This window comes from Marinobacter sp. M1C (assembly GCF_023314135.1).
Lineage (GTDB): Bacteria > Pseudomonadota > Gammaproteobacteria > Pseudomonadales > Oleiphilaceae > Marinobacter.
In genome coordinates, this window is the sequence record NZ_CP092289.1 from 2,771,998 (window position 1) to 2,798,395 (window position 26,398).

Consider the following 26,398-nt stretch of genomic DNA (forward strand, 5'->3'; position numbering starts at 1 on the left):
AATGAACTGAGGCTTATACAGCGTTTTAGGCGGCTTAACCGCGCCGCCAGCTGGTGCCCTCGCGGGAATCGTCCAGAATAACGCCCTGCTCTAACAGCTCGTTACGAATCCGGTCTGCGCCGGCGAAGTCACGAGCTTTGCGGGAGTCCGCACGGGCCTGAATCATCGTTTCGATTTGCTCGGCGCTCAACTCATCGCCCTGCCCGCTACCGCTGTCACCCTGGAAAAACAGCTCCGGGTCTTGCTGTAGCAAACCCAGCACAGAGCCCAAGCGCACCAGCACCGTAGCGCTGGCCGCAGTGGCTTGTTCGTCGCCGTCACGGCGTTGCTGATTTATTTCGCCGGCGATGGCGTGCAAAATCGCCATCGCGCCCGCGCAGTTGAAATCGTCATCCATGCGCTCGGCGAACAGCGTGTCGTATGCAGTCCGCACCACCGCATCGCTGGCCAGCGGAGTGACACCACGCAGCGCATTGTAAAGCTTGGTCAGGCTACGACCGGACTCAATCAGATTGTCTTCGGAGTAATCCACCTGGCTGCGGTAATGGCTGGACACTAAAAAGTAGCGCACCACTTCCGCCGGATAGGTTTCCATAATCTCGCGGATGGTAAAAAAGTTGCCCAGTGACTTGGACATCTTTTCCTTATTCACTCGAATGGCGCCGGCGTGCATCCAGGTATTCACAAATCTGTGACCCGTGGCGCATTCCGACTGGGCAATTTCGTTTTCGTGGTGGGGGAACAACAGGTCTGGCCCACCACCGTGAATATCAAAGGTGTCACCCAGGCAGTGATTGGCCATGGCCGAGCACTCGATGTGCCAACCCGGGCGACCATTGCCCCAGGGCGACGGCCAGAACACGTCGTCGGGCTTCGCCGCTTTCCACAGGGCAAAATCCGCTGGGCTGCGCTTGGCCTGTTCTACGTCCACCCGGGCGCCCGCCAGCAGGTCTTCCAGCTTTTTCTTGCTGAGTTTGCCGTAATCCGCAAACGACGATACCGAAAAATACACGTCGCCGTTGTCTGCCGCGTAGGCGTGACCACCGGCAATCAGAGTTTCAATCATCGCGATCATGTCGCTAATGAATGCCGTAGCACGGGGTTCCGCGTTAGGCGACAGCACACCCAGACGGGCTTCGTCTTCGTGCATAGCGGCAATCATGCGTTCAGTCAGGTCGGTGTACACCTCGCCGTTTTCATCGGCGCGGCGCAGAATTTTGTCGTCTATGTCGGTGATGTTCCGCACGTAGTTCACATCAAAACCACTGTGGCGCAAATATCGGGTGATCACATCAAACGCTACCAACACCCGAGCGTGGCCCAGATGACAGTAGTCGTACACGGTCATGCCGCACACGTACATACCGACTTTGCCCGGCTCTAGGGGTTTGAACTCTTCTTTTTTCTGGCTAAGGGTGTTGTAGATTCTGATCACAAAATGCTCTCGTTTACCGTTTCATTGCGGGCCCGAACGCAATGAGCCGACCTTTCAAAAAGCCGGCTCATTGCGGATTATTTACCCCAGGAATCGCGGAGGGTGACGGTGCGATTGAACACCGGTTTGCCGGCGTTTTCCGTCAGCTTCTGGTCGAAGAAAAAGTAACCTTCGCGCTCAAACTGATACGGCAGATCGCTCGCCGGCGACGCCAGATTGCGTTCGGCACGGGCGCCTTGCAAAACCACCAAAGAGTCCGGATTCAGGTGGTCCAGCATATCGCCTTCTTTATCGCTGTCTGGCGTTTCCGCGTTAAACAGACGGTCGTACACGTTGATGTCGCACTCCACGCTGTCCGTTACAGACACCCAGTGAATCACACCGTTGGGCCTGTAGCCTTCAGGGTTCACACCCAGAGTGTTTTCGTCGTATTCGCACTTCAGTTCGACAATCTCGCCACTCTGGTCGCGGATGATTTCGCGGCAAGTCATCACATAGCCGCCGCGCAGGCGCACGGCCTGATCCGGCGCCAGTCGCTTCCATTTGCGCGGCGCTTCCAGGGCGAAATCTTCGCGATCAATAAACAGGGTTTGGCTCCAGGTCACTTCGCGACTGCCCATATCCGGATTTTGCGGATGCACCGGCAACACCAGGGTTTCGGTTTTGTCAGCCGGGTAGTTGGTCAGCGTGACCTTCAATGGACGCATCACGCACATGGCGCGGGGCGAACGGATGTTCAAATCTTCGCGGATGGCGAACTCCAGCATGCCCATGTCTACGGTGCCGCCCGCTTTGTTCACACCGATCATGTCGCAGAAGGTGCGCAAAGACTCAGGCGTGTAACCGCGGCGGCGCAACCCTGAAATGGTGGGCATGCGCGGGTCGTCCCAACCGTCAACGATGTGCTCGTCCACCAAACGTTTGAGCTTGCGTTTGCTGGTAATGGTGTAGTTCAGGTTCAGCCGCGCAAATTCAATCTGGCGCGGGTGACAAGGTACGCTGATGTTGTCCAGCACCCAGTCATACAGCGGGCGGTGGTCTTCGAATTCCAGCGTACACAGGGAATGGGTAATGCCTTCCAGCGCGTCTGAAATCGGATGGGTATAGTCGTACATCGGGTAGATGCACCATTTGTTGCCGGTCTGGTGGTGTTCGGCGTAGCGGATGCGGTACAGAATCGGGTCGCGCATATTGATATTGGGCGATGCCATATCAATCTTCGCCCGCAGCACCATTTCGCCGTTTTGGAAATCACCGTCGCGCATCTGGCGGAACAGTTTCAGGTTTTCTTCCACCGCGCGCTCGCGATAAGGACTGTTGCGGCCAGGCTCTTTAAGGCTGCCGCGGTAGTCCGCCATTTCGTCGGCGCTGAGGGCACAGACGTAAGCATTGCCGCGCTCAATCAGCTTTTCGGCAAAGTTGTACAGAGCATCAAAATAGTCCGAGGCAAAATGCACCTTTCCTTGCCATTGATAACCGAGCCACTCCACATCCGCTTTTATCGCGTTGATGTATTCCTGGCTTTCTTTTTCCGGGTTGGTATCGTCAAAACGCAAATTGCATTCACCGCCAAAGGTATTGGCAATGCCAAAATTCAGGCAAATGGCTTTGGCGTGGCCAACGTGCAGGTAACCATTGGGCTCCGGCGGGAAACGGGTCACGACCGTGCCTGTGTGTGCGCCTTTGGCGACGGCGTCTTCAATCAGGCTCTGAATAAAGTTATGGGCTTTCTTGGGCTCGGCGCTCATACAATCTCTGCAAAAAGGAGGTGGATCTGAGCGAGCTATTATACGCATAAAAGCACTGCAGACTCATGCACCGCGCCAAACTCTTGCGTACAATGACGAGCAATGTGTGCATTGCGCACAACCTTCCCTCACAAAACAGGAAAACCCTATGATTCTGCTGACAACCAACCACGGCCCTATCAAGCTGGAACTGGATTACGACAAGGCACCGGAAACCGCCAAAAACTTCGAACAGTATGTGCGTGAAGGTTTTTTTGACGGCCTGATATTTCACCGGGTGATCAGCAACTTCATGGTTCAGGGCGGCGGCTTCGAACCGGACATGACCCCGCGCAAAACCCGCGCGACTATCCAGAACGAAGCCGACAACGGCCTTAACAACATGGCCGGCACCGTTGCCATGGCCCGCACCATGGACCCGCACTCCGCAACCGCGCAGTTTTTCATCAACGTTGAAAACAACGGTTTTCTGGACCATTCCGCCAAAACTGCGGAAGGCTGGGGCTATTGCGTCTTTGGTAAAGTGGCCGAAGGCATGGACATCGTCGACAAAATTCGCGCAGTGCGCACCACGATGAAAGCCGGCCACCAGGATGTTCCTGCGGAAGACGTGATCATCGAAAAAGCCGAAGTAATCGAGGATGGAGGCGCGGCGTGACCACGCTGTTTATTTCCGATCTGCACCTAGAAGAGTCACGCCCGGACATTACACGGGCGTTTCTTACCTTCTTGCAAGATCGCGCGGTGAGTGCTCACACACTGTACATTCTGGGCGATTTCTTTGAAGCCTGGATTGGCGACGATGAGCACACGCCCTTGCAAGAACAGATTGCCGCAGCATTGAAGCACGTCAGCGATGGCGGCACCGCTGTGTATGTGATGCACGGCAACCGGGACTTTTTACTGGGTGTGGATTATTGCCAGCGTATCGGGGCAACCCTGCTGGACGACCCGACCGTGATTGATCTGTACGGCATCCCCACCCTGCTGATGCACGGCGACAGCCTGTGCACCGCCGATGTGGAATATCAGAAATTCCGCGCCAACATGCGCAACCTGAAAACCCAGCAAATGCTACTGGCTCGCCCGCTGAAAGACCGCCAGCTGATGGCTCGCCAACTGCGCGAACTGAGTATGGCCAAGAACAAGAGCAAGACCCAAGCCATTATGGATGTAACGCCCGAAGAAGTATTGCGAGTGATGGAACAGCATAACGTGTCGCAGCTGATTCACGGCCACACCCATCGCCCGGCCCGACACCCGTTGCAGGTGAATGATCAGCCTGCTGAACGGATTGTGCTTGGGGATTGGGACAGCCACGTTTGGTGGCTGGAAGCCGCAGCAGACCAGCCGCTGCAGCTGAACAAACAGGCGCTTTAAATCAGGCCGGGCGGCTAACGACCATATTGGTGGCGTAACCCTCGGCAACCACTTTGCCATCGACCGTGCACACGGTTTTCAGCTTGACCCGGCGCCGTCTCAGATCAACTTCCTCTACTTCCGCACTCGCCACAACGGTGGCACCAATGAACACTGGTGCCTTAAAGCGCAGCTGCTGGTCAATGTAGATCGCACCCGGCCCCGGTAACCTCGTGCCAAGCACCGCAGAAATCAGCGCTGCGCTGAACATACCGTGAACAACGCGGGCTTTGAACGGAGTGGTTTTGGCGTAATCGTCATTCAGGTGCACAGGGTTGTTATCGCCGCTTAACTTGGCAAACTGAACAACGTCTGCGTCGGTGATGGTTCTCGTGACGCTGGCTGTCATACCTACTTCCAAATCTTCCAGATAATAACCGTGTAAGTCGTCCATTTTAATTCCTATTTTTGTCAGAAAAATTCGGGATTAAACTAAAGCCCAACTGCGCTTTTTTATTCCCCTGCTACACTAAAAATGTAACCTGATTTCCATCGTTGAAACAGAGTTGAAACAGAGTACTCAAATGCCAACCGGCAGACACACAAACTATTGGCCGGGCTGAATTGACGGAAGATAAAATAAAACCCAAGGGAGAATTATATGCCAAATCGTGTCGCCATTGTGACGGGTGCAATCGGAGCCCTAGGCACCGCAATGTGCAAACAGCTAACCGATCAGGATCGTACCGTTATCGCCACTCACCGCCCAGGCGACGAGCCGCGCAAAAAAGCTGAACAGTGGCAAAAAACCATGGCCGAGGCAGGCTACACCGTTAACATTATGCCGGTGGACGTTGCCGACTATGACGGCTGCAAAGCCTTTATGGAAAGCGTGGAAAAAGAGTTCGGCCCGGTGGATGTGCTGGTCAATAATGCCGGCATCACCAACGACTCACCGTTGAAAAGAATGGGGGCAGATCAGTGGACCCAGGTTATCAACGTAAACCTGAACTCCATGTTCAACATGTGCCGCCACGCGTTTGAGGGCATGTGCAACCGTGGCTTTGGCCGCATTGTCAACATATCCTCCATTAACGGTGGCAAAGGCCAGTTCGGGCAGAGCAACTACGCTGCTGCCAAGGCCGGCGTTTACGGCTTCACCAAATCGATTGCACTTGAGGGTGCCCGCAAAGGCGTTACCGTCAACTCGATTTCGCCGGGCTACATTGATTCCCCGATGGTGCGCGCAGTGCCTGAGAAAGTGCTGGAAAGTATTGTTGCGGACATTCCGGTGGGCCGCCTTGGGCAGCCAGACGATATCGCCCGCGCGGTAGTGTTTTTGACCGCCGAAGACGCTGGCTTTGTGACGGGCGCAGACCTGGTGGTCAACGGCGGCCAGTTCATGGGCTAACGCCAAACCTTGAAAAGCCTAAAGTAAAAAAAGCCGGAGTGAATGAACTCCGGCTTTTTTAATGGCTAAGATATAGAAATGCATTCAGCTAGCGGCTGATCAGGATTCCGGCAGTGTCATTACGTCCGGCTCGCGATAGGTGTTCAGGCGCTTGCGCCAGCCGGGCAACCACTGCTCGCGTTCGCGCGCCTGAGTCGCCAGCTCAGCGCGACGGGTTAACACTTTGTCGGCCGCTTCGCGGAACTGTTGCAGCACCGGATCGGCAGAGTGTTCCGGCATGGCCTGAAGAACCTGCAGCAAGCCCCAGCCCTCACCTTCATAACGTTCAGATGCTGCCAACCCTTCGCCCTTGAAGTTCACATAATCCACTAATGCATAAACACCACCCGGTGTTTGGCTCAGCTGCGCCAGGTGATTGCTTACTGCAAGCTGCCGGGATGATGGTGCCGCCTCAACAACGGACTTTATAGACACTTGCGCCCGGCGAAATATGAACTCTGCCTGAACACCTTGGGTGCCCGCCAAAAATTCTCGCAGTTCCGCTACCTCGGGTGAATTTCCCACCGCTTCAAAGGCCGCTTTATCTGCCCAGGGTGCATCAAACGGCTTAAGCTCCCGCAGCCAATCCGGAATCGACCGCTGACGCTGGGCCATGTAATCAATCAGTGTGGGAAAACTCTCGACAAAACCCGCTTCAACGTCTTTCGGGTACCAGATGAAATGGCCGATACCGAGTGACGGAAATGCCTCACCGTCGTTCCAGTGCACCAGGCAGCGAAACTGCCCCGCGCATTCGTTCTGGAAAATCTGCTGACCAATCCAGTCAAGCTGCGCGGGCTTTAACACCAGGGAAATATCGCTAACGCCCTCACCAGCCACCTGCGGCTGATTAACATCGAGAGTCTCGGGCTCCGGATTTTCGCTTTGCCCTTCCATCCCGATACCGGTGTTTTGTTCGCAGCCGGCCATCAGTGCCGCCAGAGCGCCCACCAGCATCAAGGCGAAAAGTGCAGACACTCGAGTGCGATACTGATGCTGCCCGCGAATACTATTTTTGCCCAACGCTCAGGCACCCCCGCCCGGATTTATTTTATCTTCAGTGCGCAGCTCAAAATCGCTGGCGTCGTGGCGTTCGCGGAGCTGTTTATGAGGCTCGCCGGTCACTTTATTCACCATACGGCCACGCTGTACCGCCGGGCGCTTCGCCACTTCTGCGGCCCAGCGCAGCACGTGGGTATAGCTTTGCGCGTCCAGAAATTCTGCTGCTTCGTAAACCAGATTGTTTACCAGCGCTCCGTACCAGGGCCAAACCGCAATGTCTGCGATTGTGTAGGTGTCACCAGCAATATAGCGATTGCGCGCCAGTTGCCGATCCAGCACATCCAGCTGGCGCTTTACTTCCATCGCGTAGCGGTCAATCGGGTACTCGTATTTTTCCGGTGCGTAGGCGTAGAAGTGACCGAAACCTCCGCCCAACATCGGCGTACTGGCCATCTGCCAAAATAACCAGTTCAGGGTTTCAGTGCGGCCAGCGGCGTCTTTAGGGAGCAGCACGCCAAACTTTTCGGCCAGATACAACAGCATAGAGCCTGATTCAAACAACCGCTGAGGTGGTTGCACGGAATGGTCCAGCAGCGCTGGAATTTTTGAGTTGGGATTGATGTCGACAAAGCCACTGCCAAACTGATCGCCTTCGCCAATGTTGATCAACCAGGCGTCGTACTCAGCATCAACAATGCCCAGCTCTAGCAGTTCCTCTAGCATCACGGTTACTTTTACGCCGTTGGGCGTCGCCAGTGAATACAGTTGAAACGGGTGCTTTCCGGTAGGCAGGGGTTTGTCGTGGGTAGCCCCGGCAACCGGCCTGTTAATGCTGGCGAAAACACCGCCGTTGGCTTTGTCCCAAGTCCATACCTTTGGCGGTGTATAACCCTTGTCTGGCATTGTTTACCCTCCGAATTGCGAAGAAAATGTGTGGCTGGCGGATGTAATCGGCGGGCAAAGAACCTTCAGAGAACCTTACTGCTCCACAAACGCCCGCTCGACCACGTAATGCCCCATGTCTCTCCCACGAGCTTCTTTAAAGCCCATGCTATTGAGTATGGCGCACGTGTCTTTGAGCATACTGGGACTGCCGCAAATCATGAAGCGATCATTCTCGACATCAAGCTCTGGCAAGCCCAAATCCTGGGTGATTTTACCGCTCTCCATAGCGTCTGTCAGCCGCCCGGTGTGGCGAAAAGGTTCGCGGGTTACCGTAGGGTAATACAGCAGTTTTCCATCCACCATTTCACCGAAGAACTCGTTCTCTGGCAGAGCCTCGATTTCGTGCTGGTATGCCAATTCGGTAACGTAGCGCACACCGTGAGTTATAATCACTTTATCAAAGGTTTCATACACGTCCGGATCTTTTATGATGCTCATAAAAGGCGCAAGACCGGTGCCGGTGGCAATCAGCCACAGATTTTTTCCTGGCAGCAGATTGTCCAGAATCAGCGTGCCGGTAGGCTTGCGGCTAACAAGAATTTCATCACCTACTTTTATTTTCTGTAGCTTGGACGTCAACGGGCCGTCTTGCACTTTAATGGAGAAAAACTCGAGCTCTTCTTCATAATTTGCGCTGGCGATACTGTAGGCGCGCATCAGCGGTTTGCCTTCCGTTTCCAGGCCGATCATCACAAAGTGGCCGTTCTTGAAGCGGAAGCCAGGGTCGCGACTGGTTTTGAAGCTGAACAGAGTATCGTTCCAATGGTGCACACTGGTGACGGTTTCTTTAATCAGATTGCTCATTTCACCCTCTTGCGTCAATTCGCGTTAAATAGGAATAGCGTGTTTATCAGCGACATGCTGCGTCAACGGGCCGCTGTGAAAACGAAACTCGGAATCAGGCTGTTCAATCAGCTTTTGTTCGATGGCCAGAAACACCGCAACTCTGTCTTCAACCGGGCCGCCGTTAGCCTGTTCGGCCAGAGCCAGGTAGTCGCGATAATGGCGGGCTTCGGATTTCAGCAGGCCGTTATAAAAATTGGAAAGCTCGGTATCAAGATACGGTGCCAGGGCCGCAAAGCGCTCACAGGAGCGTGCTTCAATGATGGCGCCAATCACCAGCAGATCGACCAGACGGCCAGGGTCGCTGCTGCGCACTGCGGCGCGCAAACCTGCCGCGTAGCGCGCCGGGGTTAAATGGACATAACGAATCCCGCGCGCCGTCATCAAAGCTAGAACCTGTTCAAAGTGCCTTAACTCTTCCCTCGCCAGTCGCGACATCTTGTGCAATAGGTCGGCGTTATCCACATAGCGGTACATCAGGCTGAGTGCTGTAGAAGCCGCTTTTTTCTCGCAGTGGGCATGGTCGATCAGCAGCAAGTCCTGATTCGCCAGAGCATTATCAATCCAGGCCTGAGGCGTCCGGCACGGTAAGAAGTCATTAATACTATCATGAGCACTCTGGTAAATACGCTCGTTAGTGCTGTCGATATTAGTCTCGATAGTACTATCGATATTGCTCTTGATAGTGCTGTGGGTATTGCTGTGGGTATTGCAGTGGAGAGTACTCTGCAGCGCGTCGTTCATGGCATCCCGAACATTAGGTTAAAATTGATGCGCCAGTATAGCGCAGCCAACAAATCTCTCCGACCTCTGTCCAATTTAACTTTATAAGGGCTTTCATATACAATACAGCGCCAGTTTAAAGCCTTTTCACCACAACATTTCCGCCAGGCGCCTTGCGCCAACAAAGCGGAACACTTCAACCGATGAGGGTCAAACCGTGTTAGAAGCCTACCGTGAACACGTTGCCGAGCGTGCAGCTCTGGGTATTCCACCCAAGCCTCTGAACGCCGAACAAACCGCCGCACTGGTGGAATTGCTAAAAAAGCCGCCCGCCCCTGAAAACGAAGACGAAGACGTACTGATTGACCTGTTGGAAAACCGTGTTCCGCCCGGGGTGGACGAAGCCGCTTATGTAAAAGCCGCGTTCCTGACCGCCCTTGTGAAGGGCGAAGCCAGCTCCCCGGTGATTAACAACGGCAAAGCGATTCAGTTGCTGGGCATGATGCAGGGCGGCTACAACATCACCACTCTGGTGGACCTGTTAGACGATCCCGAACTGGCTGAACCCGCCGGCATTCAACTCAAGCACACTCTGCTGATGTTCGACGCCTTCAACGATGTGAAGGTGAAAATGGACGCGGGCAACGCCGTCGCCAAAGACGTGATTGAATCCTGGGCCAACGCCGAATGGTTCACCAAGCGTAACAAAGTTGCCGACAGCATCAAAATGGTGGTGTTTAAAGTCACCGGCGAAACCAACACCGACGACCTGTCGCCAGCACCCGATGCCTGGTCACGCCCTGACATTCCGTTGCATTCCCGCGCTGCTTATAAAATGACCCGCGATGGCCTGAGCCCCGAAGAACATGGTGTTACCGGCCCCATGAGCCAGATTGCCGACATTAGCGCCAGGGGCCTGCCCGTTGCTTTCGTAGGTGACGTTGTAGGTACCGGCTCTTCCCGTAAATCCGCCACCAACTCGGTGCTGTGGTTCTTCGGTGACGACATCCCTGGCGTGCCGAACAAGCGCGGCGGCGGTGTGTGTATCGGCAACAAAGTGGCCCCTATCTTCTTCAACACCATGGAAGACGCGGGCGCGCTGGTATTCGAAGCGCCGGTTGACGACATGAACATGGGCGATGTGATTGACATCCGCCCGTATGAAGGCAAAATTCTGAACGAAAACGGCGATGTCATCTCTGAATTCGGTTTCAAGTCTGACGTGATTCTGGACGAAGTTCAGGCTGGCGGCCGTATTCCGCTGATCATCGGCCGCGGCCTGACCACCAAGGCCCGTGAAACACTGGGCCTGGGCGCTACCGACCTATTCCGCCTGCCAGACGACCCCGAAGTTGGCACCAAGGGTTTCACCCTGGCGCAAAAAATGGTCGGCAAAGCCTGTGGACTGGAAGAAGGCCAAGGCGTTCGCCCCGGCACCTATTGCGAACCAAAAATGACCACTGTGGGTTCCCAGGACACCACGGGCCCGATGACCCGTGACGAACTAAAAGACCTGGCGTGTCTGGGTTTCCAGGCTGACCTGGTCATGCAGTCATTCTGCCACACAGCCGCTTATCCCAAGCCGATTGACGTGGAAATGCAGCACACCATGCCCGATTTCATGCGTACCCGCGGTGGTGTTTCCCTGCGCCCGGGCGACGGCATCATCCACTCGTGGCTAAACCGCATGCTGCTGCCAGACACCGTAGGCACCGGTGGTGATTCCCACACCCGTTTCCCCATGGGCATCTCCTTCCCGGCTGGTTCCGGCCTGGTAGCGTTTGCCGCTGCCACCGGAGTCATGCCGCTGGACATGCCGGAATCGGTACTGGTGCGTTTCAAAGGCGAAATGCAGCCCGGCATTACCCTGCGTGACCTGGTGCACGCCATTCCCCTTTACGGCATCAAGCAAGGCATGCTGACCGTAGAGAAGAAAGGCAAGATCAACGAATTCTCTGGCCGCGTGCTGGAAATCGAGGGTTTGGAGCACCTGACCGCAGAGCAGGCATTCGAGCTGTCCGATGCTTCTGCCGAGCGCTCCGCTGCAGGCTGCACCATCAACCTGTCAGAAGAGTCGGTGGCCGAGTATCTGCACTCCAACATCACCATGCTGCGCTGGATGATTGCCGAAGGTTACGGCGACGCGCGCACTCTGGAGCGTCGCGCCCAGGGTATGGAAGCCTGGCTGGCCAACCCTAGCCTAATGCGCGCCGATTCGGATGCCGAGTACGCTCACATCATCGAAATTGATCTGGCCGATATTAAAGAGCCGATCGTGTGCTGCCCGAACGATCCGGACGACGCCCGCGTTCTGTCCGAAGTCGCCGGTGACAAGGTCGACGAAGTGTTCATCGGTTCGTGCATGACCAACATCGGTCACTTCCGCGCCGCTGGTAAACTGCTTGAGCAAAACAAAGAGCCCCTCAAAGTTCGCCTCTGGATGTCTCCGCCCACCAAGATGGACGAGTCCCAGCTGATGGAAGAAGGCTACTTCAAAATCTACGGCGATGCCGGTGTGCGTACCGAGATGCCGGGCTGTTCGCTGTGCATGGGTAACCAGGCGCGGGTAGGCGCAGGCACCACTGTGCTGTCTACATCCACCCGTAACTTCCCCAACCGCCTGGGCGATGGTGCAAACGTGTACCTGACCTCTGCGGAACTGGCGTCGGTAGGTGCGATTCTGGGTAAACTGCCGACTCCGGCAGAGTACATGGAGTACGCCAAGAACCTGAACAGCATGTCGAAAGAGATCTACAAGTACCTGAGTTTTGACAAGATGGACAACTACACCAGCAAAGCCGCCGAAGCCAATATCGCTTAAGCCTTTGGGACCCAACCGGGGACAGATTTTAAATCTGTCCCCTATCCTAAAAACGCCAGCCCGAGAGCTGGCGTTTTTTTGGTGTAATATAAAAGTTCAGCAGGTCACGGGGTGGGGTGTCCTTTCTGTCGGGAAAAAAATGTCTGAGCGCAGCGAGTTATTTTTCCCAGAAGAAAGGACACCCCGCCCCGGGGCCAGACACCCAAACAGCCAAATAATTTCAGCCAAAAAAAAGAGGCCCCCGAAGGAGCCTCTTTCATCACCAACCGGGGACAGATTCGAAATCTGTCCCCTATTCGCTTCGTTTACCGCTCAATGTGCTGATATTCACCGGAATCAGCCGTCATGCTACTAACAACCATGATTGCAATCCAGGAAGCGATAAAGCCAGGAATGATCGCGTAAACACCCGGACCACCCATGAACTCACTACCCCAGCCCAGTGAAATCCAGACCATGACAGTAACCGCACCCACAACCAGACCAGCGATGGCACCGGTACCGTTAGTGCGCGGCCACATTAGCGACAGCAGAATCAACGGACCGAACGCCGCACCAAAGCCTGCCCAGGCGTTACTCACCAACCCCAGAACCTGAGAATTGGGATCGGATGCAATAAACGCAGCAACCAGGCCAACCAGAACCACACAAACACGACCAACGTTCACGCACTCGCGATCAGTTGCTTCTTTGCGCAAGAACAGGCGGTAAAAGTCTTCGGTCAAAGAAGACGAGGACACCAGAAGCTGACTGGAAATGGTACTCATAACCGCAGCCAGCAGCGCAGCATAAAGGAAGCCAGTAATCAGCGGGTGGAACAGCAGGTCAGACAAGATGATAAAGAGTGTTTCCGGATCATCAATCACCATACCATTGCGCACTGCATAAGCCCGGCCAAAGACACCCAGAGAAATAGCACCGATTAGCGAAATAGCCATCCAGCCCATGCCGATATTACGGGCAATCGGAACATCTTTAAGGGTGCGAATAGCCATAAAGCGCACGATAATGTGAGGCTGACCAAAATAACCCAAACCCCAGGTAACCGCAGAAAGCCACCCAATAAAGGTTAGCCCGTCTGTCCAGGACAAGAGCGTGGGGTCAATTTCATTCAAGGTCTGAGCCGCCTGCGTATAACCGCCGCCGCCTTCACCAAAGAGCACAACCGCCGGCATAAGAACCAGCGCCAGCATCATGATGACGCCTTGAACAAAGTCCGTCATGCTCACTGCTAGAAAACCACCAATAACCGTGTACACCAGTACCACGCCCAGTGTGATGATAATACCCGCGGCGTAGTCGCTCAGGCCACCGAAGTTGAAGATTCCGGAAAACGCACTTTCGAACAGCTTACCGCCAGCAACCAGGCCAGACGCGGTGTAAACGGCAAAGAAGATAACGATGACGATTGCCGACACTGTGCGCAATGACAGCGCCTGAGTCGGGAACCGATTTGCCAGAAAGGACGGAATGGTAATGGCATTACCATAATGAACCGTTTGTTCGCGCAGCCGGGGCGCAACAAGCGTCCAGTTTACGAACGCGCCCACAAACAAGCCAATACCGATCCAGGCTGAGGCCAAACCAGATACGTACAACGCACCCGGAAGACCCAGAAGTAACCATCCGCTCATGTCCGAAGCGCCAGCCGAAAGGGCCGCCACCTTTGGACTGAGCGATCGCCCACCCAACATGTAATCTTCGGATGAGGACGTAGATGTGCGCATCGCATAAATGCCGATAGCAATCATGAGCGCAAAATAACCAATTAGACTGATCCAAACGCCAATAGCCATGAAACTCCTCCAGTTCAAATAGGACGGAATCAACTCCGACCGTTCGGCGCATTCACCCGGTAAATTCAGATGGTCGCACCGTTTGTTTTTTTTAACTTTCTTTGTTTTCGCCTGATAAAGCTCGACTACCTACAACGTATGACTCGACATCACAACACTTACTGCCTCCCTACCGTTTCATTTCGTTTCATTTCGTTTCGTGCTGTTTCCATTCCCTACTGACTTAAGAGCATCTCACCCCTCAAACCTTTTCAATACCCAGCGACAGCAATGATGCGTTACCGCCTACCGCTGTGGTGTCAATCGTGCGAGTACGTTCGGTAGCGAAACGTAACACGTAGTGTGGGCCACCCGCTTTCGGGCCAGTGCCAGACAACCCGCGCCCACCAAATGGTTGCACCCCAACCACCGCACCAATTTGATTACGGTTCACGTAGCAATTGCCCACTTTTACCCGGCGTTCGATGTAGGCGGCGGTGGATTCGCTACGGCTGTGAATACCCAGCGTAAGGCCGTAACCGGTGGCGTTGATTTCGTCGATAACCTTGTCGAGCTGTTCCGCCTTATAACGTACTACGTGCAAAATGGGACCGAAATGCTCACCGTCCAGATCGTTAATGCTGTTAATACCGTAGGCAGACGGAACTACAAAATAACCCGCGGAACAATCGCTTGGCAACTCTCTGCGCCCAATCAACCGAGCGTTGGCTTCAAGATTGACCAAGTGTTTCTCAAGATTCTCTTTGGCTTTCTGGTCGATCACCGGGCCCACGTCAGTGCTGTGGCTTTGCGGGTTGCCGACCACCAGCTCATTCATAGCGCCCGCCAAAAGGGTTTCCATGCGATCGGCTACGTCTTGCTGAACGTAAAGAACCCGCAGTGCTGAACAGCGCTGACCTGCACTGGCGAACGCAGACTGCACCACGTCGCGCACAACCTGTTCGGGTAAGGCGCTGCTGTCAACAATCATCGCGTTCTGGCCGCCGGTTTCGGCGATCAGCGGCACAATAGCACCGCTGCGTTCCGCCAGCGTGCGGTTCAAAAAATGTGCAACCTGGGTCGAACCGGTAAAGCAGACGCCGGCAATGCGTGAATCTGGAGTCAGCACCCTACCGAGTCTGGCGCCGTCGCCCGGCAAGAACTGCAGCACATTGGCCGGGAAACCGGCTTCCAGCATCAGCTCCATTCCACGCATGGCCACCAGGCTGGTCTGCTCTGCGGGTTTTGCAATCACGGTATTGCCCGCTACCAGGGCCGCCATAATTTGGCCGGTGTAAATAGCCAGCGGAAAGTTCCAGGGGCTGATGCACAGGAAAACGCCGCGGCCTTCCATGTACAGCTCGTTACTTTCGCCGGTGGGCCCTGGCAGTGCGATGGCTTTGGCAAAGCGGGCACGGCCATCGTTGGCATAGTAGCGGCAGAAATCGACGGCTTCACGCACTTCGTCAATACCGTCCTGCATGGTTTTTCCAGCTTCCTGGCAGCACAGAGCCATCAGCTCTTCCATGTGCTTTTCCATCAGGTTCGCGAACTTTTCAAGGCACAGAGCGCGCTCTTCAACCGGGCGCTCATTCCAGTTGCGGAAGCCGGCAAAGGCCACTTTTAAGGCGTCTTCCGCGTGTTTTTCATCAGCCCAAACTACGTCGCCCACCCGTTTGCTTTTGTCATAAGGCGCGCGCACTTCCGTTTTATCGCCGTCGCTGCGGCGCTCGCCGTTAATGACGGGGCAAGCGTGCCAGCGGGTGCTGTTCCACTTCTGCAGATTGTTTATTAACGGCTCCAGCTGGGATGCCACGTGAATATTAATGCCGCGGGAATTACGGCGCTGCTCGCCAAAAATATCCATAGGCCCAGGAATGCGACTGTTCGCCAGCGAGTCGTATTTCTGCAGTTCCTGCACCGGGTTTTGCACCAGGTCTTCAATCGGTGTACCGGCATCGACCAAGCGATGTACAAACGAGGAGTTGGCACCATTTTCCAGCAACCGGCGAACCAGATACGGCAGTAGATCTTTATGGGCACCCACCGGGGCATAGATACGAACCGGAATGTCGTATTCTTGAAGAATGCTGTTGTACAGGGCGTCACCCATACCGTGCAGGCGCTGGAACTCAATTTTACGATTGCGTTTCTTGGCCATAGCCAGAACCGCCGCAACCGTGTGTGCGTTATGACTCGCAAGCTGCGGATACAGCGCACCGTCAGTATAGTCACTCAGCAAAAAGCGCAGGCACGCCAGGTAGGAAGTATCGGTGGCTTCTTTGCGAGTGAATACCGGATAGCTTTCAATGCCCATTTGCTGGCACATCTTGATTTCAGTGTCCCAGTAGGCGCCTTTCACCAAGCGAATGGGAATTTCGTCACCGGTTTCCTTCGCCAGCTTGGTCAGCCAGCACAGCGCCGGCAGCGCGCGCTTTGAGTAGGCCTGAATAACCAAGCCGAAACCGCCCCAGCCTGATGCGGCCGGTGACTTCAGAATTTTCTCGAACAGCTTCAGCGACAATTCCAGCCGGTCCATTTCTTCGGCGTCTATGGTGATAGACACGTCTTTGTCACGGGCGAACTGCACAAGGTCACACACGGTACTGTATAACTCGGTGAGCACCCGGTGTTCCTGGGAAACTTCATAACGTGGGTGCAGAGCTGACAGCTTGATGGAAATCGACGGCCGCGGTGCGTTATTTTGCGGATAAGGATCATTGCCTACCGCCTCAATCGCCTGTAGATAGTCTTTCAGGTAGCGATCAGCATCGTCTTGCGCCATCGCGGCTTCGCCGAGCATGTCGAAGGAATAGCTGTAACCCATCTTGCGGTAATCACGGGCCTGTTTCAGGGCTTCGTTGATGTCACGGCCCAATACAAACTGCTTGCCCATAATGGCCATGGCTTGGTTCATGGCACCGCGAATCACTGGCTCGCCGCTGCGTTTAACCAAGCGGTTCCAGACGTTCGACGGTGAACCATCGAGGCGCTTGTCCATCTTCACCACACGACCGGTCAGCATCAAACCCCAAGTGGAGGCGTTAACCAGTGTCGATTCACTGCGCCCAACGTGTTTTTCCCAGTCAGCGCTCAACATTTTGTCTCTGATCAGCGCATCAGCGGTGTGCTTATCCGGAATACGCATCAGCGCCTCAGCCAAACACATCAACAAAATGCCTTCCTGGGTGTCCAGGCTGTATTCCTGAAGCAGCGCGTCAATCATGTGCACGGAGCCGTTCTGCGCGCGCACTTTTCCAATCAGTGAACTGGCGGTATCGGTTATCGCCTTGTGCTCGGAGGCGTCACTCTGTGCAAGCGGTATAAGCTCTTTCAGATAGGCGGCTTCGTCTACCTGATAGTTTTCCGTTAATCCCTGCCAGAAGAAGGAACGCGGCTGCTCTTGAAACGCCGGCTCCAAAACCTTACTCGCACGAAACATAAAGACACCTCTGCCAAAACGGATACCCAGGGAGCACGTCTGTCTCCAATACAGGCGCACCAAGAAAATCGCACATCATGTATTGATGCCAGTCCTCATACATTAGTATTACTACGGATCTCGATCTTGCAAATTTCTACTGTTTATTTGCAAAATCCTGCGGAAATTGAATTTACCCGCTAAAACCCCGAAAAATCAAAAAAATTGGAAGACATCGAAAGAAAACGGAAGGAAATCGGAGCTTAACACCGACCGCGCAAAGCACTGGCGGTCGTTCCGCGGTACTTTTTCAGCGCGTTGGCCAATGCGCTTTGGGAAGAAAATCCAGTACGGTGGCTAATTTCAGACACTGATAGCGACGTTCTCTCGAGCAGTTGCGAGGCTTGTTCGAGTCGGGTCTGCAAAAGAAATTGATGGGGTGTGGTGCCGGTGCTCTGACGGAACAGATCGTGAAAGCGGCTGACACTCAGGCAAGAAACCGCAGCCATGTCCCGAACGCCAATGTCACGATGCAGATTTTCAAGCAAAAAACGGCGCACCATGTCCGGGTTCACAGCGTTGCGCTGCGGCGCAGGTTGCCGCGGTGTTTCTGCCAGGCGCTGAGCCAGGCAATGCAGAATGGTCCCCGCCAAGTGCTGGTGCAGTGAGCTGTTTTCCGGAGCCCGGTCAAACTCGTCGGCGGCAAACTGCACCAGACCTTGAAGGCGGTTGTCCAGGCGCACAGTACTGGATTGCCGGAACAGGGGTTTCAGGCGTTGATAATGGCTGTGAGCATGGCTGCCGATCTTGGGCATATAAGGATCGACATCGATCACCAATACATGATTACGTTGGTCGCCGCTGTAATCATGGCGAGCATCTGTGGGAACAAGGCACGCACGCCAGGCATCTAGATGGGAAGCATTGCCATCAACGCACAAGTCGGCCTCCCCCTGCACACCCACAACCACCTGATGGTGTTCGTGGCGATGCTGGTGCGAAGCGGTAGGCAGTTTCAACAGCTTTGCGTTCAGCATAAGTTCCGCTCTTTGACGCGGATAAGCGCCTTTCAGGATTCACTCGTGTGCACGGAGAATCCGCGTACCACTAAAGTAAAGCAGTCGTCGCGCAAATATTCAAAGACTGACTATAACTTGAAACAAGCGTTTCACATCCGCACTTACCCGCGCCAGCGGTTGGCTGGCGTCAATAATGTGATAACGCTGAGGATCGCGACAGGCACGCTGCAAATAGGTTGCGCGAATACGGGCGAAGAATTCCACGGTTTCCTGTTCAAAGCGGTCCAGCTCTCCACGCTTGCGGGCGCGAGCCATGCCGGTTTCCACCGGCGCATCCAGCAGCACAACATGGTCAGGGCGAAGATCGCCCTGCACCAGCGTTTCCAGCAACCCTATACGCTCGGCGGGCGTGCCGCGGCCACCGCCCTGGTAGGCGAAGGTTGCATCGGTAAAACGGTCACAGAGCACCCACTGCCCCGCGGTTAGCGCCGGCAGTATGCGCGTATGCAGGTGCTGGGCACGGGCGGCGAACATCAGTAGCAGCTCGGTCAGCTCGTGCACCGGTTCATCCCGCGGTGCCAGAAGGAGCTCACGAATCGCCTCGGCCATAGGTGTACCGCCGGGCTCGCGGGTGATCAGAACGTCTATACCCGCAGCGCGCAAGCTGGCCGCCGCAGTGGCCAACTGGGTTGACTTCCCCACCCCTTCGGTGCCTTCAAAGGTTATAAAACGGCCCCGCTGACTCATGGCTGTTTTTCCTGTTTTTCCTGTATTTCCTGTATTTCCTGTACTTCCTGTACTTCCTGTACTTCCTGTACTTCCTGTTGTACGGAAGTGCTCTCGGTGGCGTCCTCAACGGGCGCCGGAGACGACCGGTAATCACTACGCCGGTTTAGCTGGAACTGCCTGACCGCCCGCTGGTGTTGAGCCAGAGTATTGGAAAACGTGTGCGTGCCATCACCGCGAGCCACAAAAAACAGCGCTTTACCGTCAGCGGGGTGCAGGGCTGCGTGAATGGCTTCGCGACCGGCCAGGGCGATGGGCGTGGGCGGCAGACCGTCAATTCGGTAGGTGTTATAAGGCGTGTGCGTCTGCAGATCTTTGCGGGTAATGCGGCCTTTGTACTGGCTGCCCATGCCGTAAATAACCGTTGGGTCGGTTTGCAGGCGCATGCCCTTGTGCATGCGCCGCACAAACACGCCAGCTACCTGCTCACGCTCGTGCGCTGCGCCGGTTTCACGCTCGACAATAGACGCCATAATCAGAGCTTCGTAAGGCGTTTTGTAGGGCAAATCCGCGGCCCGGGCAGCCCACTCTTCCGCCAGCACGCTCTGCATACGGTCGAACGAGCGCTGCAGCACATCAAGGTCGGAGTTGCTGCTGATAAACAGATAGGTATCGGGGAAAAACCAACCTTCGGGATGCTCGCCGTCGGCACCTACCGCCGTCATGATTTCAGCGTTGCTCCAGTCTGCTGTTTTTTGTTGCAGGCGCGGAGCCGCGGCCAGCGCCTTGCGCACATCGGCAAAGGTCCAGCCTTCGATAAATTGCAGCGCCCAGTGCTTGGTATCGCCGTCGATCATCATTTGCAGCATGTTTTTCGGGCTTTGGCCGTCTATAAATTCATACTCACCGGCCTTAACCAGGGTTTGCTGCGGATGCAGCCTACCGTATACCCGCAACCACAGACTATCGGGCACCAGATTCTGTTGCTCCAACTGCCGGGCAACCTGGCTAAAAGCGGTACCCTGGGGTACGGCGAACAATTGCGGCTGTTTCAGCTGGCCTGGCACATCCAGAGTTTTCAGGCCCTGGGACACCCACAGTGCCGTTCCGGCCGCCATCAGCAGCGCCGCTCCCAGCATCATTAGAATTAATTTATTCAACAAGGACAGTTTTTTAAACAAGGAATCTATTCCAGAGTGGTCAGCAGGTCACAGATTGTCGCAAGTCCGCCGGTGACAGGCAAATGAGCATTAGCCAATTGATAAACCGGCACCACACCCAGCACGCTACTGAGCAAATACAGACCTTCGCAGGCCGGCACCCTAAGGTCAGCCAGCCTGAGCGAACGCTCCAATACCAGTTCACCGCGGCGGCGCAGGCAATCCAGCACCCACTGGCGCATCACACCGTCTACCGCCAGAGCCGTTGCCGGCGGCGTTATCCATCCGGCAGTGGTTTTTACCAGTAGATTGGTTCTGGTGCCCTCTACCAGGCAATCGTTGTGGTCACGCATGATCAACTCGAAAACCCCATCGGTCAGTTCACGAGCCGCCATCACCTGCTCCAGGCGATTCAGGGTTTTCATACCGGCCAACTGTGGGTTAACCGTTAGTCTTTGCCGTGCAATATCCGCGACCACACCCGTTGCAGACGGCAGTGGCGGCAACGGCCTGGCGCTGATCAGCAACTGCGGGCGGCTGTTACTGTCTGGGCGATAGCCGCGTCCGCCCGGGCCACGGCTAAGAATCAGCTTCAGCACCCAGCCACCTTTCCCGGGCCAGCCGCCTGTCCCGGAATGAGCGTCAGATTTTTCGCCAAAACCCGGAGCATAGCGTTCCGCCGCCAATTGGCAGGCGCGGCTCAGGGCATCGTGGGCAACCGTAATACCCAGACGTTCGGCATCGGCTAGCAGTCGGCGCTGGTGGCGGCCCAGCAGTGCGCCACGCTGGCCCTGCATGCGAATGGTTTCAAAGAGCCCGTCACCGTAGGCCAGCCCGCGGTCATTCGCCGTCAGCCCGCCCTCTTCCGCCCATACAACATTCACCACCTGCCCGCTCCCACTTTCGATTCCTTCTCTTTTTCCGCTTCCGCTTTCGAGCCGATTTTTGCCAATAAAAAAGCCGCACCTTGAATTACCAAGGGCGGCTTTTTTATTGCCTACCGAACGTCATCGTATCAGGTATGCGATACGATGTAGTCGATGGCATTCTGAACGCTGGCCAGTTTTTCGGCTTCTTCGTCAGGAATTTCAGTTTCGAATTCCTCTTCCAACGCCATAACCAGCTCAACGGTGTCCAGTGAGTCAGCGCCCAAATCTTCAACAAAAGAAGATGAGTTCTGAACTTCGGACTCTTTAACGCCCAACTGCTCACAAACAATCTTCTTAACGCGCTCTTCAACTGTACTCATAACGTCCTCACTTTGTGTGTCAACCAAGCAACCAATTGCTGCCAGTTTAGTGTAAAGCCTAACTGCAAACAAGCAGCGGCTGTTGGTAACCAATTGTGCGCCAAGGGTTTACCGCACATGCCCGCCTGCGGGCTTAACCCATGTACATACCGCCGTTTACGTGAATGGTTTCACCCGTCACATAGGCAGCTGCATTCGATGCCAGAAACGCGACAACTGCCGCGACTTCTTCCGGCTCACCCAAACGACCCGCAGGAATAACGTTCAGCATAGCGTTACGCTGACCGTCGTCCAGTTTACGGGTCATATCAGTATCAATAAACCCTGGAGCCACACAGTTGGCAGTAATTCCACGGGCAGACATTTCTTTTGCCAGGCTTCTAGTAAACCCCTCAACACCGGCCTTGGCCGCGCAGTAGTTACCTTGACCCGCGTTGCCCATGCTGGCAACGACCGAGCTGATATTAATCACCCGGCCCCAGCGCGCTTTTGCCATGCCGCGCAGTACCGCTTTACTGGTGCGGTATACGCTGGTCAGGTTGGTTTCCAGCACATCGGCCCAGTCATCATCTTTTAAACGTAGTAAAAGATTATCACGGGTAATACCGGCATTATTGACCAGAATCAGCGGAGCGCCGGATTTTTCGGCGATCGTTTTCAGACCGTCTTCAATGTTCTTCAGGTCGGCAACGTTCATCACCAAACCGTAGCCTTTGAAGCCACCGGCCTGCAATTCGGCGCTGATCGATTCAGCACCTGCGGTGGTGGTGGCGGTACCGATTACTTCGGCACCCTGCTCTGCCAAAGCCCGGGCCACGGCTTTACCAATTCCCCGGGTAGCACCGGTAACCAGTGCAACTTTGCCTTCCAGAGACATGCAATGCTTCCTTATTCAGTACGAATTTATAGTTGAATAATCAACAGATTCAGCCCGTTATCAGGCTTTAGGAAACGCGGCCAGTGCTTTTTTCAAGCTGGCTTCGTCTTCAATATGGTATACCGCCAGGTCGCGTTCTATGCGCTTGATCAGCCCTGCCAGTACTTTTCCGCTACCGCATTCAACAGCCACTTCTACACCATTATCAACCAGAGTGCGCACCGAATCTGTCCAGAGTACCGGCGAATACAGCTGCTGCAAAAGGTTTGACTTAAGTTTAGCGGAATCTGTCTCGGCCGCGGCGTTAACATTTTGTATAACAGGCACGCGGGCGTCGCTGAACCTTACCGCGTCTAAAGCGTCTGCCAGTTCTTCAGCCGCGCCTTTCATCAGCGCACAATGTGATGGCACGCTAACCGGCAACGCCATGACTTTACGGGCGCCTTTCTCTTTACAGGCTTCAATCGCGCGATCGACAGCGGCGGTATCGCCGGCAATCACCACCTGGCCCGGGGCGTTAAAATTCACCGCCGATACCACATGCCCTTGCGCCGCACTCGCACAAGCCGCAATCACGTCGGCGGCTTCCAGGCCAAGAATTGCGGCCATTTTACCTTCACCGGCGGGCACCGCTTCTTGCATCAGTTCACCGCGCAGCCGCACCAGCTTGACTGCTTCCACAAAATCCAGGCTCTCGGCAGCAACCAGTGCGCTGTACTCACCCAGGCTATGGCCGGCGAAAAAGTCCGGCGAAACACCACCTTCTACACACCACTGGCGCCACAGAGCCACGCTCGCTGTTAGTAATGCAGGCTGGGTAATCATGGTCTGATTCAGCTCTTCAACCGGGCCTTTCTGGCACAGCTGCCACAGGTCATAACCCAACACGTTAGACGCATCGTCAAAGGTTTTGTTAATAATGGGCCAGGTCTCGGCGGCTGCAGACAACATGCCGATAGACTGAGAACCTTGGCCGGGAAAAATAAAGGCTAATTTCATAGGGCGAATCTTATCGTCTTTAAAGGTTTGCGGAAGTTAGCCAATAGTGCAAGCCAAGTCGTACACGCCAGAGTGGCTATGAGTGCTTGACCAGTACCGGGCAAAATCAATTTAGCCGCAGTGTAGCCTATGCGCCAGGCCAGCGCAGGTTCTACGCCCTGATCATAACAGGATTTCATCAAGCCGTTTGTTAATGCGCCGGGGTACCTCGCACTCAACCTCACGCACTGCCAGGCGAACCGCTGCCAGCACAGCACGCTCATTGGCATTACCGTGGCTTTTAACCACCACTCCCTGAAGGCCAAGCAAACTGGCTCCGTTATGACGCGACGGATCAATTAGCCGCAACAGTTTCCGCAGCAGCGGCTTGGCCAGCAAGCCCACGAAACGCCCATACAGCGAGCGAGTGAACGCCTGCTCCAACAGCTCAATTAACAGCCCGGCCACACCTTCGCCGGTTTTCAGAGCGATATTACCCACAAAACCGTCGCACACCACTACATCGGCAACATCACGGAACAGATCACTGCCCTCCACATAGCCAATGTAGTTAATGGTATCGCTCTGGGCCAGTAAGTGAGATGCAAGACGCACCTGTTCATTGCCTTTGACCTCTTCTTCACCCACATTTAAAAGTGCCACACGGGGTTCAGACTTACCGGCTACAGCGGTGGCCAATAAAGACCCCATAAACGCGTACTGGTAAAGATTTTCAGCACTGGCGTCCACGTTGGCGCCCAGGTCTAGCACGTGGCAGCAACCCCTTAACGACGGTATAAGTTTAGCGATCGCAGGGCGCTCGATACCCGGATACATGCCAATGATACTGCGCCCAAAACCCATCAGAGCTCCGGTGTTGCCGGCACTAACGCAACCGCCGGCTTTGCCCTCGGCGACCAGGCGCACAGCCACCGCCATCGACGAATTTCGCCTGTGGCGCAGGGCGAACGACGGGCGGTCATTCATTCGCACCACGTCAGCCGCTTCCTCAATACGGATGCGGCTGTGGCCCTGTGGCGCGCTCTTTAACAACAAAGCCTCAAGCTCACTCCGGATTCCCACCAGAATGATGCTCAAGGCTTTATTTTCGTGCACTGCCTGAACCGCCGCCGAAACAGTCACCGCAGGCCCACGATCACCGCTCATGGCGTCGATCGCAATTGTGACAGGCTTCACCGTGTGTGTTTCAGGCATAGATCAAAGCCATTCCGTAACGGAATTACTCGTCGCGCGCTTCAATTACCTGCTTACCACGATAGAAGCCGTCAGGCGACACGTGGTGGCGGCGATGTACTTCACCAGTAGTTACGTCGGTAGACAGCGCAGTGGCGCTCAGCGCGTCGTGTGAACGACGCATGCCACGCCTGGAACGGGTTTTACGACTCTTCTGTACAGCCATGGTTCAACTCCTGACCTGTAAACGCAATCCTGAGCTAAAAAGCTGCAAGTCATGCGTATGGTTATTAATGAAAATGAAATGCGCTGAAAACGGATTTTGAAACAATAGTTCGAAAACACAGTTCAAAAGAAGCTTTCAGTGCTTCGTGTTCTTAAGACCCGCCAGCACACTGAACGGATTCTCGGCGGATTTCCCGGCCGGCTCTTCTGCATTGCCGCCAGGCTCCAGGGCTTCAAGATCTTCCCGCGCCGGGCACTCGTCGCGTTCATGGAGCGGGAACGGCGGCAGCACCAACAACAGCTCGTCTTCAACCATAAACCAGAGGTTCGCGTTGAAGTCGTTTGTCAAAAACGGTTCAAGGCTCTGCGGTAGCCTTTGCGCCTGCTCGTCGCTGGTTACTAACCCCAGCTCAAAGTGTGAACGCAACGTTACCTGCATTGGCCCCATGCAACGCTGACACTGCAGCTGTACCGGAGCCGCCAGCTCTCCACTTACGACACGGCGACGTTCAGGATCCATCCGAAAGGACAGACGAACGCTGCAAACGGCGTTGTCATCCAGGCCCATAACGGCCTCGCGGAAACGCAGTAAAGCCCCAGTAGGCACTTCGCCTTCCAGAACCGTATGCTGTTCCGCCAACTTGTATGGATCGACGGATTTGGGTAGCTTGGGATTTATCGCATTTGACATAGGCGCGCAATTCTAGGGGCGACATGGCCCCGTGTCAAAGACTTCGTCGGCTTTTGGCCGAGTTTTACAGATAGCCTAACAAGGATACACCATGGTAAACGCATCTTTGCCCCGCAGCGACCACGCCAAGCAAACCGACAATGACGCTGGGCCCACCCTGGTGCTGGCGTCATCTTCACCTTGGCGGCGGGAGCTGCTTCAGCGCCTGGGCCTGAATTTCGACTGTGCCAGCCCAAACATTGATGAAAGCCCGGCCAGCGGCGAAGCACCGCAAGAACTGGCGTTGCGCCTGGCCCGGCAAAAAGCCGAGGCCCTGACTGAACAATACCCGCACCACTGGATTATCGGCTCGGACCAGGTCGCCTGCCTGGCCAATGGCGAACCTCTCGACAAACCCGGAACACACAGCAATGCCGTGAGCCAGCTCACCCGCAGCAGTGGGCAACAGGTGTCCTTTTATACCAGCCTGTATTTATTAGACAGTTCTAACGGTGCCAGCCAGCAGCATTGTGAGCCATTCAACGTGCAGTTCCGCTCCCTGAGCCTGGCGGAAATAGAAGCCTATTTGCAGCGCGAGCAACCCTACCAGTGCGCTGGCGCCTTTATGATGGAAGGCCTCGGAATCACTTTGTTCGACAGCCTGCAGGGCCAAGACCCGAACGCGCTTATTGGTCTGCCCCTGATTGCTCTCAACCGAATGCTCATTAACTGGCACTGCAACCCGCTGCTGCAAAACGCCCGCTGCTAGCGCGTAAGC

24 protein-coding genes are annotated in these 26,398 nt (G+C 55.1%); 5 read left to right on the plus strand and 19 right to left on the minus strand.

The window, feature by feature from the left end; all coding sequences use genetic code 11:
* Positions 1–34 precede the first annotated feature (34 nt).
* Both cysS and MIH19_RS13000 read right to left on the minus strand, forming a co-directional pair.
* Complete coding sequence (gene cysS, locus MIH19_RS12995) at positions 35–1,435, minus strand: cysteine--tRNA ligase (RefSeq protein WP_249005281.1); 1,401 nt, start codon at positions 1,433–1,435, stop codon at positions 35–37.
* Between the two features lie 77 nt (positions 1,436–1,512).
* Positions 1,513–3,183, minus strand: a complete 1,671-nt coding sequence (locus MIH19_RS13000; RefSeq protein WP_249005282.1) for a glutamine--tRNA ligase/YqeY domain fusion protein — start codon at positions 3,181–3,183, stop codon at positions 1,513–1,515.
* Between the two features lie 148 nt (positions 3,184–3,331).
* Here MIH19_RS13000 and MIH19_RS13005 point away from each other — a divergent pair, with 148 nt between their 5' ends.
* Both MIH19_RS13005 and lpxH read left to right on the plus strand, forming a co-directional pair.
* Positions 3,332–3,841: a peptidylprolyl isomerase gene (locus MIH19_RS13005; RefSeq protein WP_249005283.1), complete on the plus strand. Its 510-nt coding sequence runs from the start codon at positions 3,332–3,334 to the stop codon at positions 3,839–3,841.
* Positions 3,838–4,563, plus strand: coding sequence for a UDP-2,3-diacylglucosamine diphosphatase (lpxH, locus tag MIH19_RS13010; protein ID WP_249005284.1), 726 nt, complete (start codon positions 3,838–3,840; stop codon positions 4,561–4,563). Before MIH19_RS13005 ends, lpxH begins: the two co-directional genes overlap by 4 nt.
* Before the next feature lies 1 nt (position 4,564).
* Here the strand turns inward: lpxH and MIH19_RS13015 are convergent, their stop codons facing one another.
* On the minus strand, positions 4,565–4,996 hold the full coding sequence (locus MIH19_RS13015) for a MaoC family dehydratase (RefSeq protein ID WP_249005285.1): 432 nt from the start codon (positions 4,994–4,996) through the stop codon (positions 4,565–4,567).
* A gap of 207 nt (positions 4,997–5,203) precedes the next feature.
* Here MIH19_RS13015 and phbB point away from each other — a divergent pair, with 207 nt between their 5' ends.
* Positions 5,204–5,953: an acetoacetyl-CoA reductase gene (phbB, locus tag MIH19_RS13020; RefSeq protein WP_249005286.1), complete on the plus strand. Its 750-nt coding sequence runs from the start codon at positions 5,204–5,206 to the stop codon at positions 5,951–5,953.
* A 99-nt stretch (positions 5,954–6,052) separates the two neighbouring features.
* Here the strand turns inward: phbB and MIH19_RS13025 are convergent, their stop codons facing one another.
* From MIH19_RS13025 to MIH19_RS13040, 4 genes are all read right to left on the minus strand, one after another.
* Positions 6,053–6,949, minus strand: a complete 897-nt coding sequence (locus MIH19_RS13025) for a hypothetical protein (RefSeq protein WP_349292908.1) — start codon at positions 6,947–6,949, stop codon at positions 6,053–6,055.
* Positions 6,950–7,018: 69 nt separating this feature from the next.
* The gene (yghU, locus tag MIH19_RS13030; RefSeq protein ID WP_249005288.1) at positions 7,019–7,897 is read right to left on the minus strand and encodes a glutathione-dependent disulfide-bond oxidoreductase; all 879 of its coding nucleotides are present in this window, start codon (positions 7,895–7,897) and stop codon (positions 7,019–7,021) included.
* Positions 7,898–7,972: 75 nt separating this feature from the next.
* The gene (locus MIH19_RS13035) at positions 7,973–8,743 is read right to left on the minus strand and encodes a ferredoxin--NADP reductase (protein ID WP_249005289.1); all 771 of its coding nucleotides are present in this window, start codon (positions 8,741–8,743) and stop codon (positions 7,973–7,975) included.
* Between the two features lie 24 nt (positions 8,744–8,767).
* Positions 8,768–9,526 carry a tRNA-(ms[2]io[6]A)-hydroxylase gene (locus MIH19_RS13040; protein WP_249005290.1) on the minus strand — a complete coding sequence of 253 codons (759 nt, stop codon included), beginning with the start codon at positions 9,524–9,526 and terminating at the stop codon, positions 8,768–8,770.
* A 196-nt stretch (positions 9,527–9,722) separates the two neighbouring features.
* Here MIH19_RS13040 and acnB point away from each other — a divergent pair, with 196 nt between their 5' ends.
* Positions 9,723–12,326 carry a bifunctional aconitate hydratase 2/2-methylisocitrate dehydratase gene (gene acnB, locus MIH19_RS13045; RefSeq protein WP_249005291.1) on the plus strand — a complete coding sequence of 868 codons (2,604 nt, stop codon included), beginning with the start codon at positions 9,723–9,725 and terminating at the stop codon, positions 12,324–12,326.
* A gap of 305 nt (positions 12,327–12,631) precedes the next feature.
* Here acnB and putP read toward each other — a convergent pair whose 3' ends face one another.
* The 12 genes from putP to MIH19_RS13105 form a co-directional block, all read right to left on the minus strand.
* Complete coding sequence (gene putP, locus MIH19_RS13050) at positions 12,632–14,122, minus strand: sodium/proline symporter PutP (RefSeq protein WP_249005292.1); 1,491 nt, start codon at positions 14,120–14,122, stop codon at positions 12,632–12,634.
* A 241-nt stretch (positions 14,123–14,363) separates the two neighbouring features.
* A complete protein-coding gene (gene putA, locus MIH19_RS13055; RefSeq protein ID WP_249005293.1) occupies positions 14,364–17,543 on the minus strand; it encodes a bifunctional proline dehydrogenase/L-glutamate gamma-semialdehyde dehydrogenase PutA in 3,180 nt (1,059 codons plus the stop codon).
* Between the two features lie 242 nt (positions 17,544–17,785).
* On the minus strand, positions 17,786–18,559 hold the full coding sequence (locus MIH19_RS13060) for an AraC family transcriptional regulator (RefSeq protein WP_249005294.1): 774 nt from the start codon (positions 18,557–18,559) through the stop codon (positions 17,786–17,788).
* A 99-nt stretch (positions 18,560–18,658) separates the two neighbouring features.
* Positions 18,659–19,288 carry a dTMP kinase gene (gene tmk / locus MIH19_RS13065; protein WP_249005295.1) on the minus strand — a complete coding sequence of 210 codons (630 nt, stop codon included), beginning with the start codon at positions 19,286–19,288 and terminating at the stop codon, positions 18,659–18,661.
* Positions 19,285–20,448 (minus strand): endolytic transglycosylase MltG, encoded by a 1,164-nt coding sequence (gene mltG, locus MIH19_RS13070; protein WP_249005296.1) that lies wholly within the window; start codon positions 20,446–20,448, stop codon positions 19,285–19,287. The genes tmk and mltG overlap by 4 nt, the downstream gene beginning before the upstream one ends.
* 5 nt (positions 20,449–20,453) lie before the next feature.
* Entirely contained in the window at positions 20,454–21,314 is an 861-nt protein-coding gene (locus tag MIH19_RS13075) for an aminotransferase class IV (RefSeq protein ID WP_249005297.1), read from the minus strand.
* A gap of 128 nt (positions 21,315–21,442) precedes the next feature.
* Positions 21,443–21,676, minus strand: coding sequence for an acyl carrier protein (gene acpP / locus MIH19_RS13080; RefSeq protein WP_014871749.1), 234 nt, complete (start codon positions 21,674–21,676; stop codon positions 21,443–21,445).
* Positions 21,677–21,809: 133 nt separating this feature from the next.
* Positions 21,810–22,553 (minus strand): 3-oxoacyl-ACP reductase FabG, encoded by a 744-nt coding sequence (gene fabG, locus MIH19_RS13085; protein ID WP_249005298.1) that lies wholly within the window; start codon positions 22,551–22,553, stop codon positions 21,810–21,812.
* Between the two features lie 60 nt (positions 22,554–22,613).
* Entirely contained in the window at positions 22,614–23,552 is a 939-nt protein-coding gene (gene fabD / locus MIH19_RS13090; RefSeq protein ID WP_249005299.1) for an ACP S-malonyltransferase, read from the minus strand.
* Between the two features lie 162 nt (positions 23,553–23,714).
* Positions 23,715–24,746 carry a phosphate acyltransferase PlsX gene (gene plsX, locus MIH19_RS13095; RefSeq protein ID WP_249005300.1) on the minus strand — a complete coding sequence of 344 codons (1,032 nt, stop codon included), beginning with the start codon at positions 24,744–24,746 and terminating at the stop codon, positions 23,715–23,717.
* Between the two features lie 25 nt (positions 24,747–24,771).
* Positions 24,772–24,951, minus strand: coding sequence for a 50S ribosomal protein L32 (rpmF, locus tag MIH19_RS13100; RefSeq protein ID WP_007351786.1), 180 nt, complete (start codon positions 24,949–24,951; stop codon positions 24,772–24,774).
* Positions 24,952–25,086: 135 nt separating this feature from the next.
* The gene (locus MIH19_RS13105; RefSeq protein WP_249005301.1) at positions 25,087–25,641 is read right to left on the minus strand and encodes a YceD family protein; all 555 of its coding nucleotides are present in this window, start codon (positions 25,639–25,641) and stop codon (positions 25,087–25,089) included.
* Between the two features lie 91 nt (positions 25,642–25,732).
* Between MIH19_RS13105 and MIH19_RS13110 the strand changes: the two genes are divergently transcribed.
* Positions 25,733–26,389, plus strand: coding sequence for a Maf family nucleotide pyrophosphatase (locus MIH19_RS13110; protein ID WP_249005302.1), 657 nt, complete (start codon positions 25,733–25,735; stop codon positions 26,387–26,389).
* The last annotated feature ends 9 nt before the right edge of the window (positions 26,390–26,398 follow it).

Coding starts and splice junctions, on each gene's coding strand:
- putA (WP_249005293.1), bottom strand. CDS start 17,543: ATGTTTCGTGCGAGTAAGGTTTTGGAGCCGGCGTTTCAAGAGCAGCCG.
- MIH19_RS13060 (WP_249005294.1), bottom strand. CDS start 18,559: ATGCTGAACGCAAAGCTGTTGAAACTGCCTACCGCTTCGCACCAGCAT.
- plsX (WP_249005300.1), bottom strand. CDS start 24,746: ATGCCTGAAACACACACGGTGAAGCCTGTCACAATTGCGATCGACGCC.
- phbB (WP_249005286.1), top strand. CDS start 5,204: ATGCCAAATCGTGTCGCCATTGTGACGGGTGCAATCGGAGCCCTAGGC.
- MIH19_RS13035 (WP_249005289.1), bottom strand. CDS start 8,743: ATGAGCAATCTGATTAAAGAAACCGTCACCAGTGTGCACCATTGGAAC.
- MIH19_RS13025 (WP_349292908.1), bottom strand. CDS start 6,949: ATGCTGGTGGGCGCTCTGGCGGCACTGATGGCCGGCTGCGAACAAAAC.
- tmk (WP_249005295.1), bottom strand. CDS start 19,288: ATGAGTCAGCGGGGCCGTTTTATAACCTTTGAAGGCACCGAAGGGGTG.
- rpmF (WP_007351786.1), bottom strand. CDS start 24,951: ATGGCTGTACAGAAGAGTCGTAAAACCCGTTCCAGGCGTGGCATGCGT.
- MIH19_RS13040 (WP_249005290.1), bottom strand. CDS start 9,526: ATGAACGACGCGCTGCAGAGTACTCTCCACTGCAATACCCACAGCAAT.
- yghU (WP_249005288.1), bottom strand. CDS start 7,897: ATGCCAGACAAGGGTTATACACCGCCAAAGGTATGGACTTGGGACAAA.
- MIH19_RS13005 (WP_249005283.1), top strand. CDS start 3,332: ATGATTCTGCTGACAACCAACCACGGCCCTATCAAGCTGGAACTGGAT.
- fabD (WP_249005299.1), bottom strand. CDS start 23,552: ATGAAATTAGCCTTTATTTTTCCCGGCCAAGGTTCTCAGTCTATCGGC.
- fabG (WP_249005298.1), bottom strand. CDS start 22,553: ATGTCTCTGGAAGGCAAAGTTGCACTGGTTACCGGTGCTACCCGGGGA.
- MIH19_RS13015 (WP_249005285.1), bottom strand. CDS start 4,996: ATGGACGACTTACACGGTTATTATCTGGAAGATTTGGAAGTAGGTATG.
- MIH19_RS13110 (WP_249005302.1), top strand. CDS start 25,733: ATGGTAAACGCATCTTTGCCCCGCAGCGACCACGCCAAGCAAACCGAC.
- acpP (WP_014871749.1), bottom strand. CDS start 21,676: ATGAGTACAGTTGAAGAGCGCGTTAAGAAGATTGTTTGTGAGCAGTTG.
- MIH19_RS13000 (WP_249005282.1), bottom strand. CDS start 3,183: ATGAGCGCCGAGCCCAAGAAAGCCCATAACTTTATTCAGAGCCTGATT.
- MIH19_RS13105 (WP_249005301.1), bottom strand. CDS start 25,641: ATGTCAAATGCGATAAATCCCAAGCTACCCAAATCCGTCGATCCATAC.
- putP (WP_249005292.1), bottom strand. CDS start 14,122: ATGGCTATTGGCGTTTGGATCAGTCTAATTGGTTATTTTGCGCTCATG.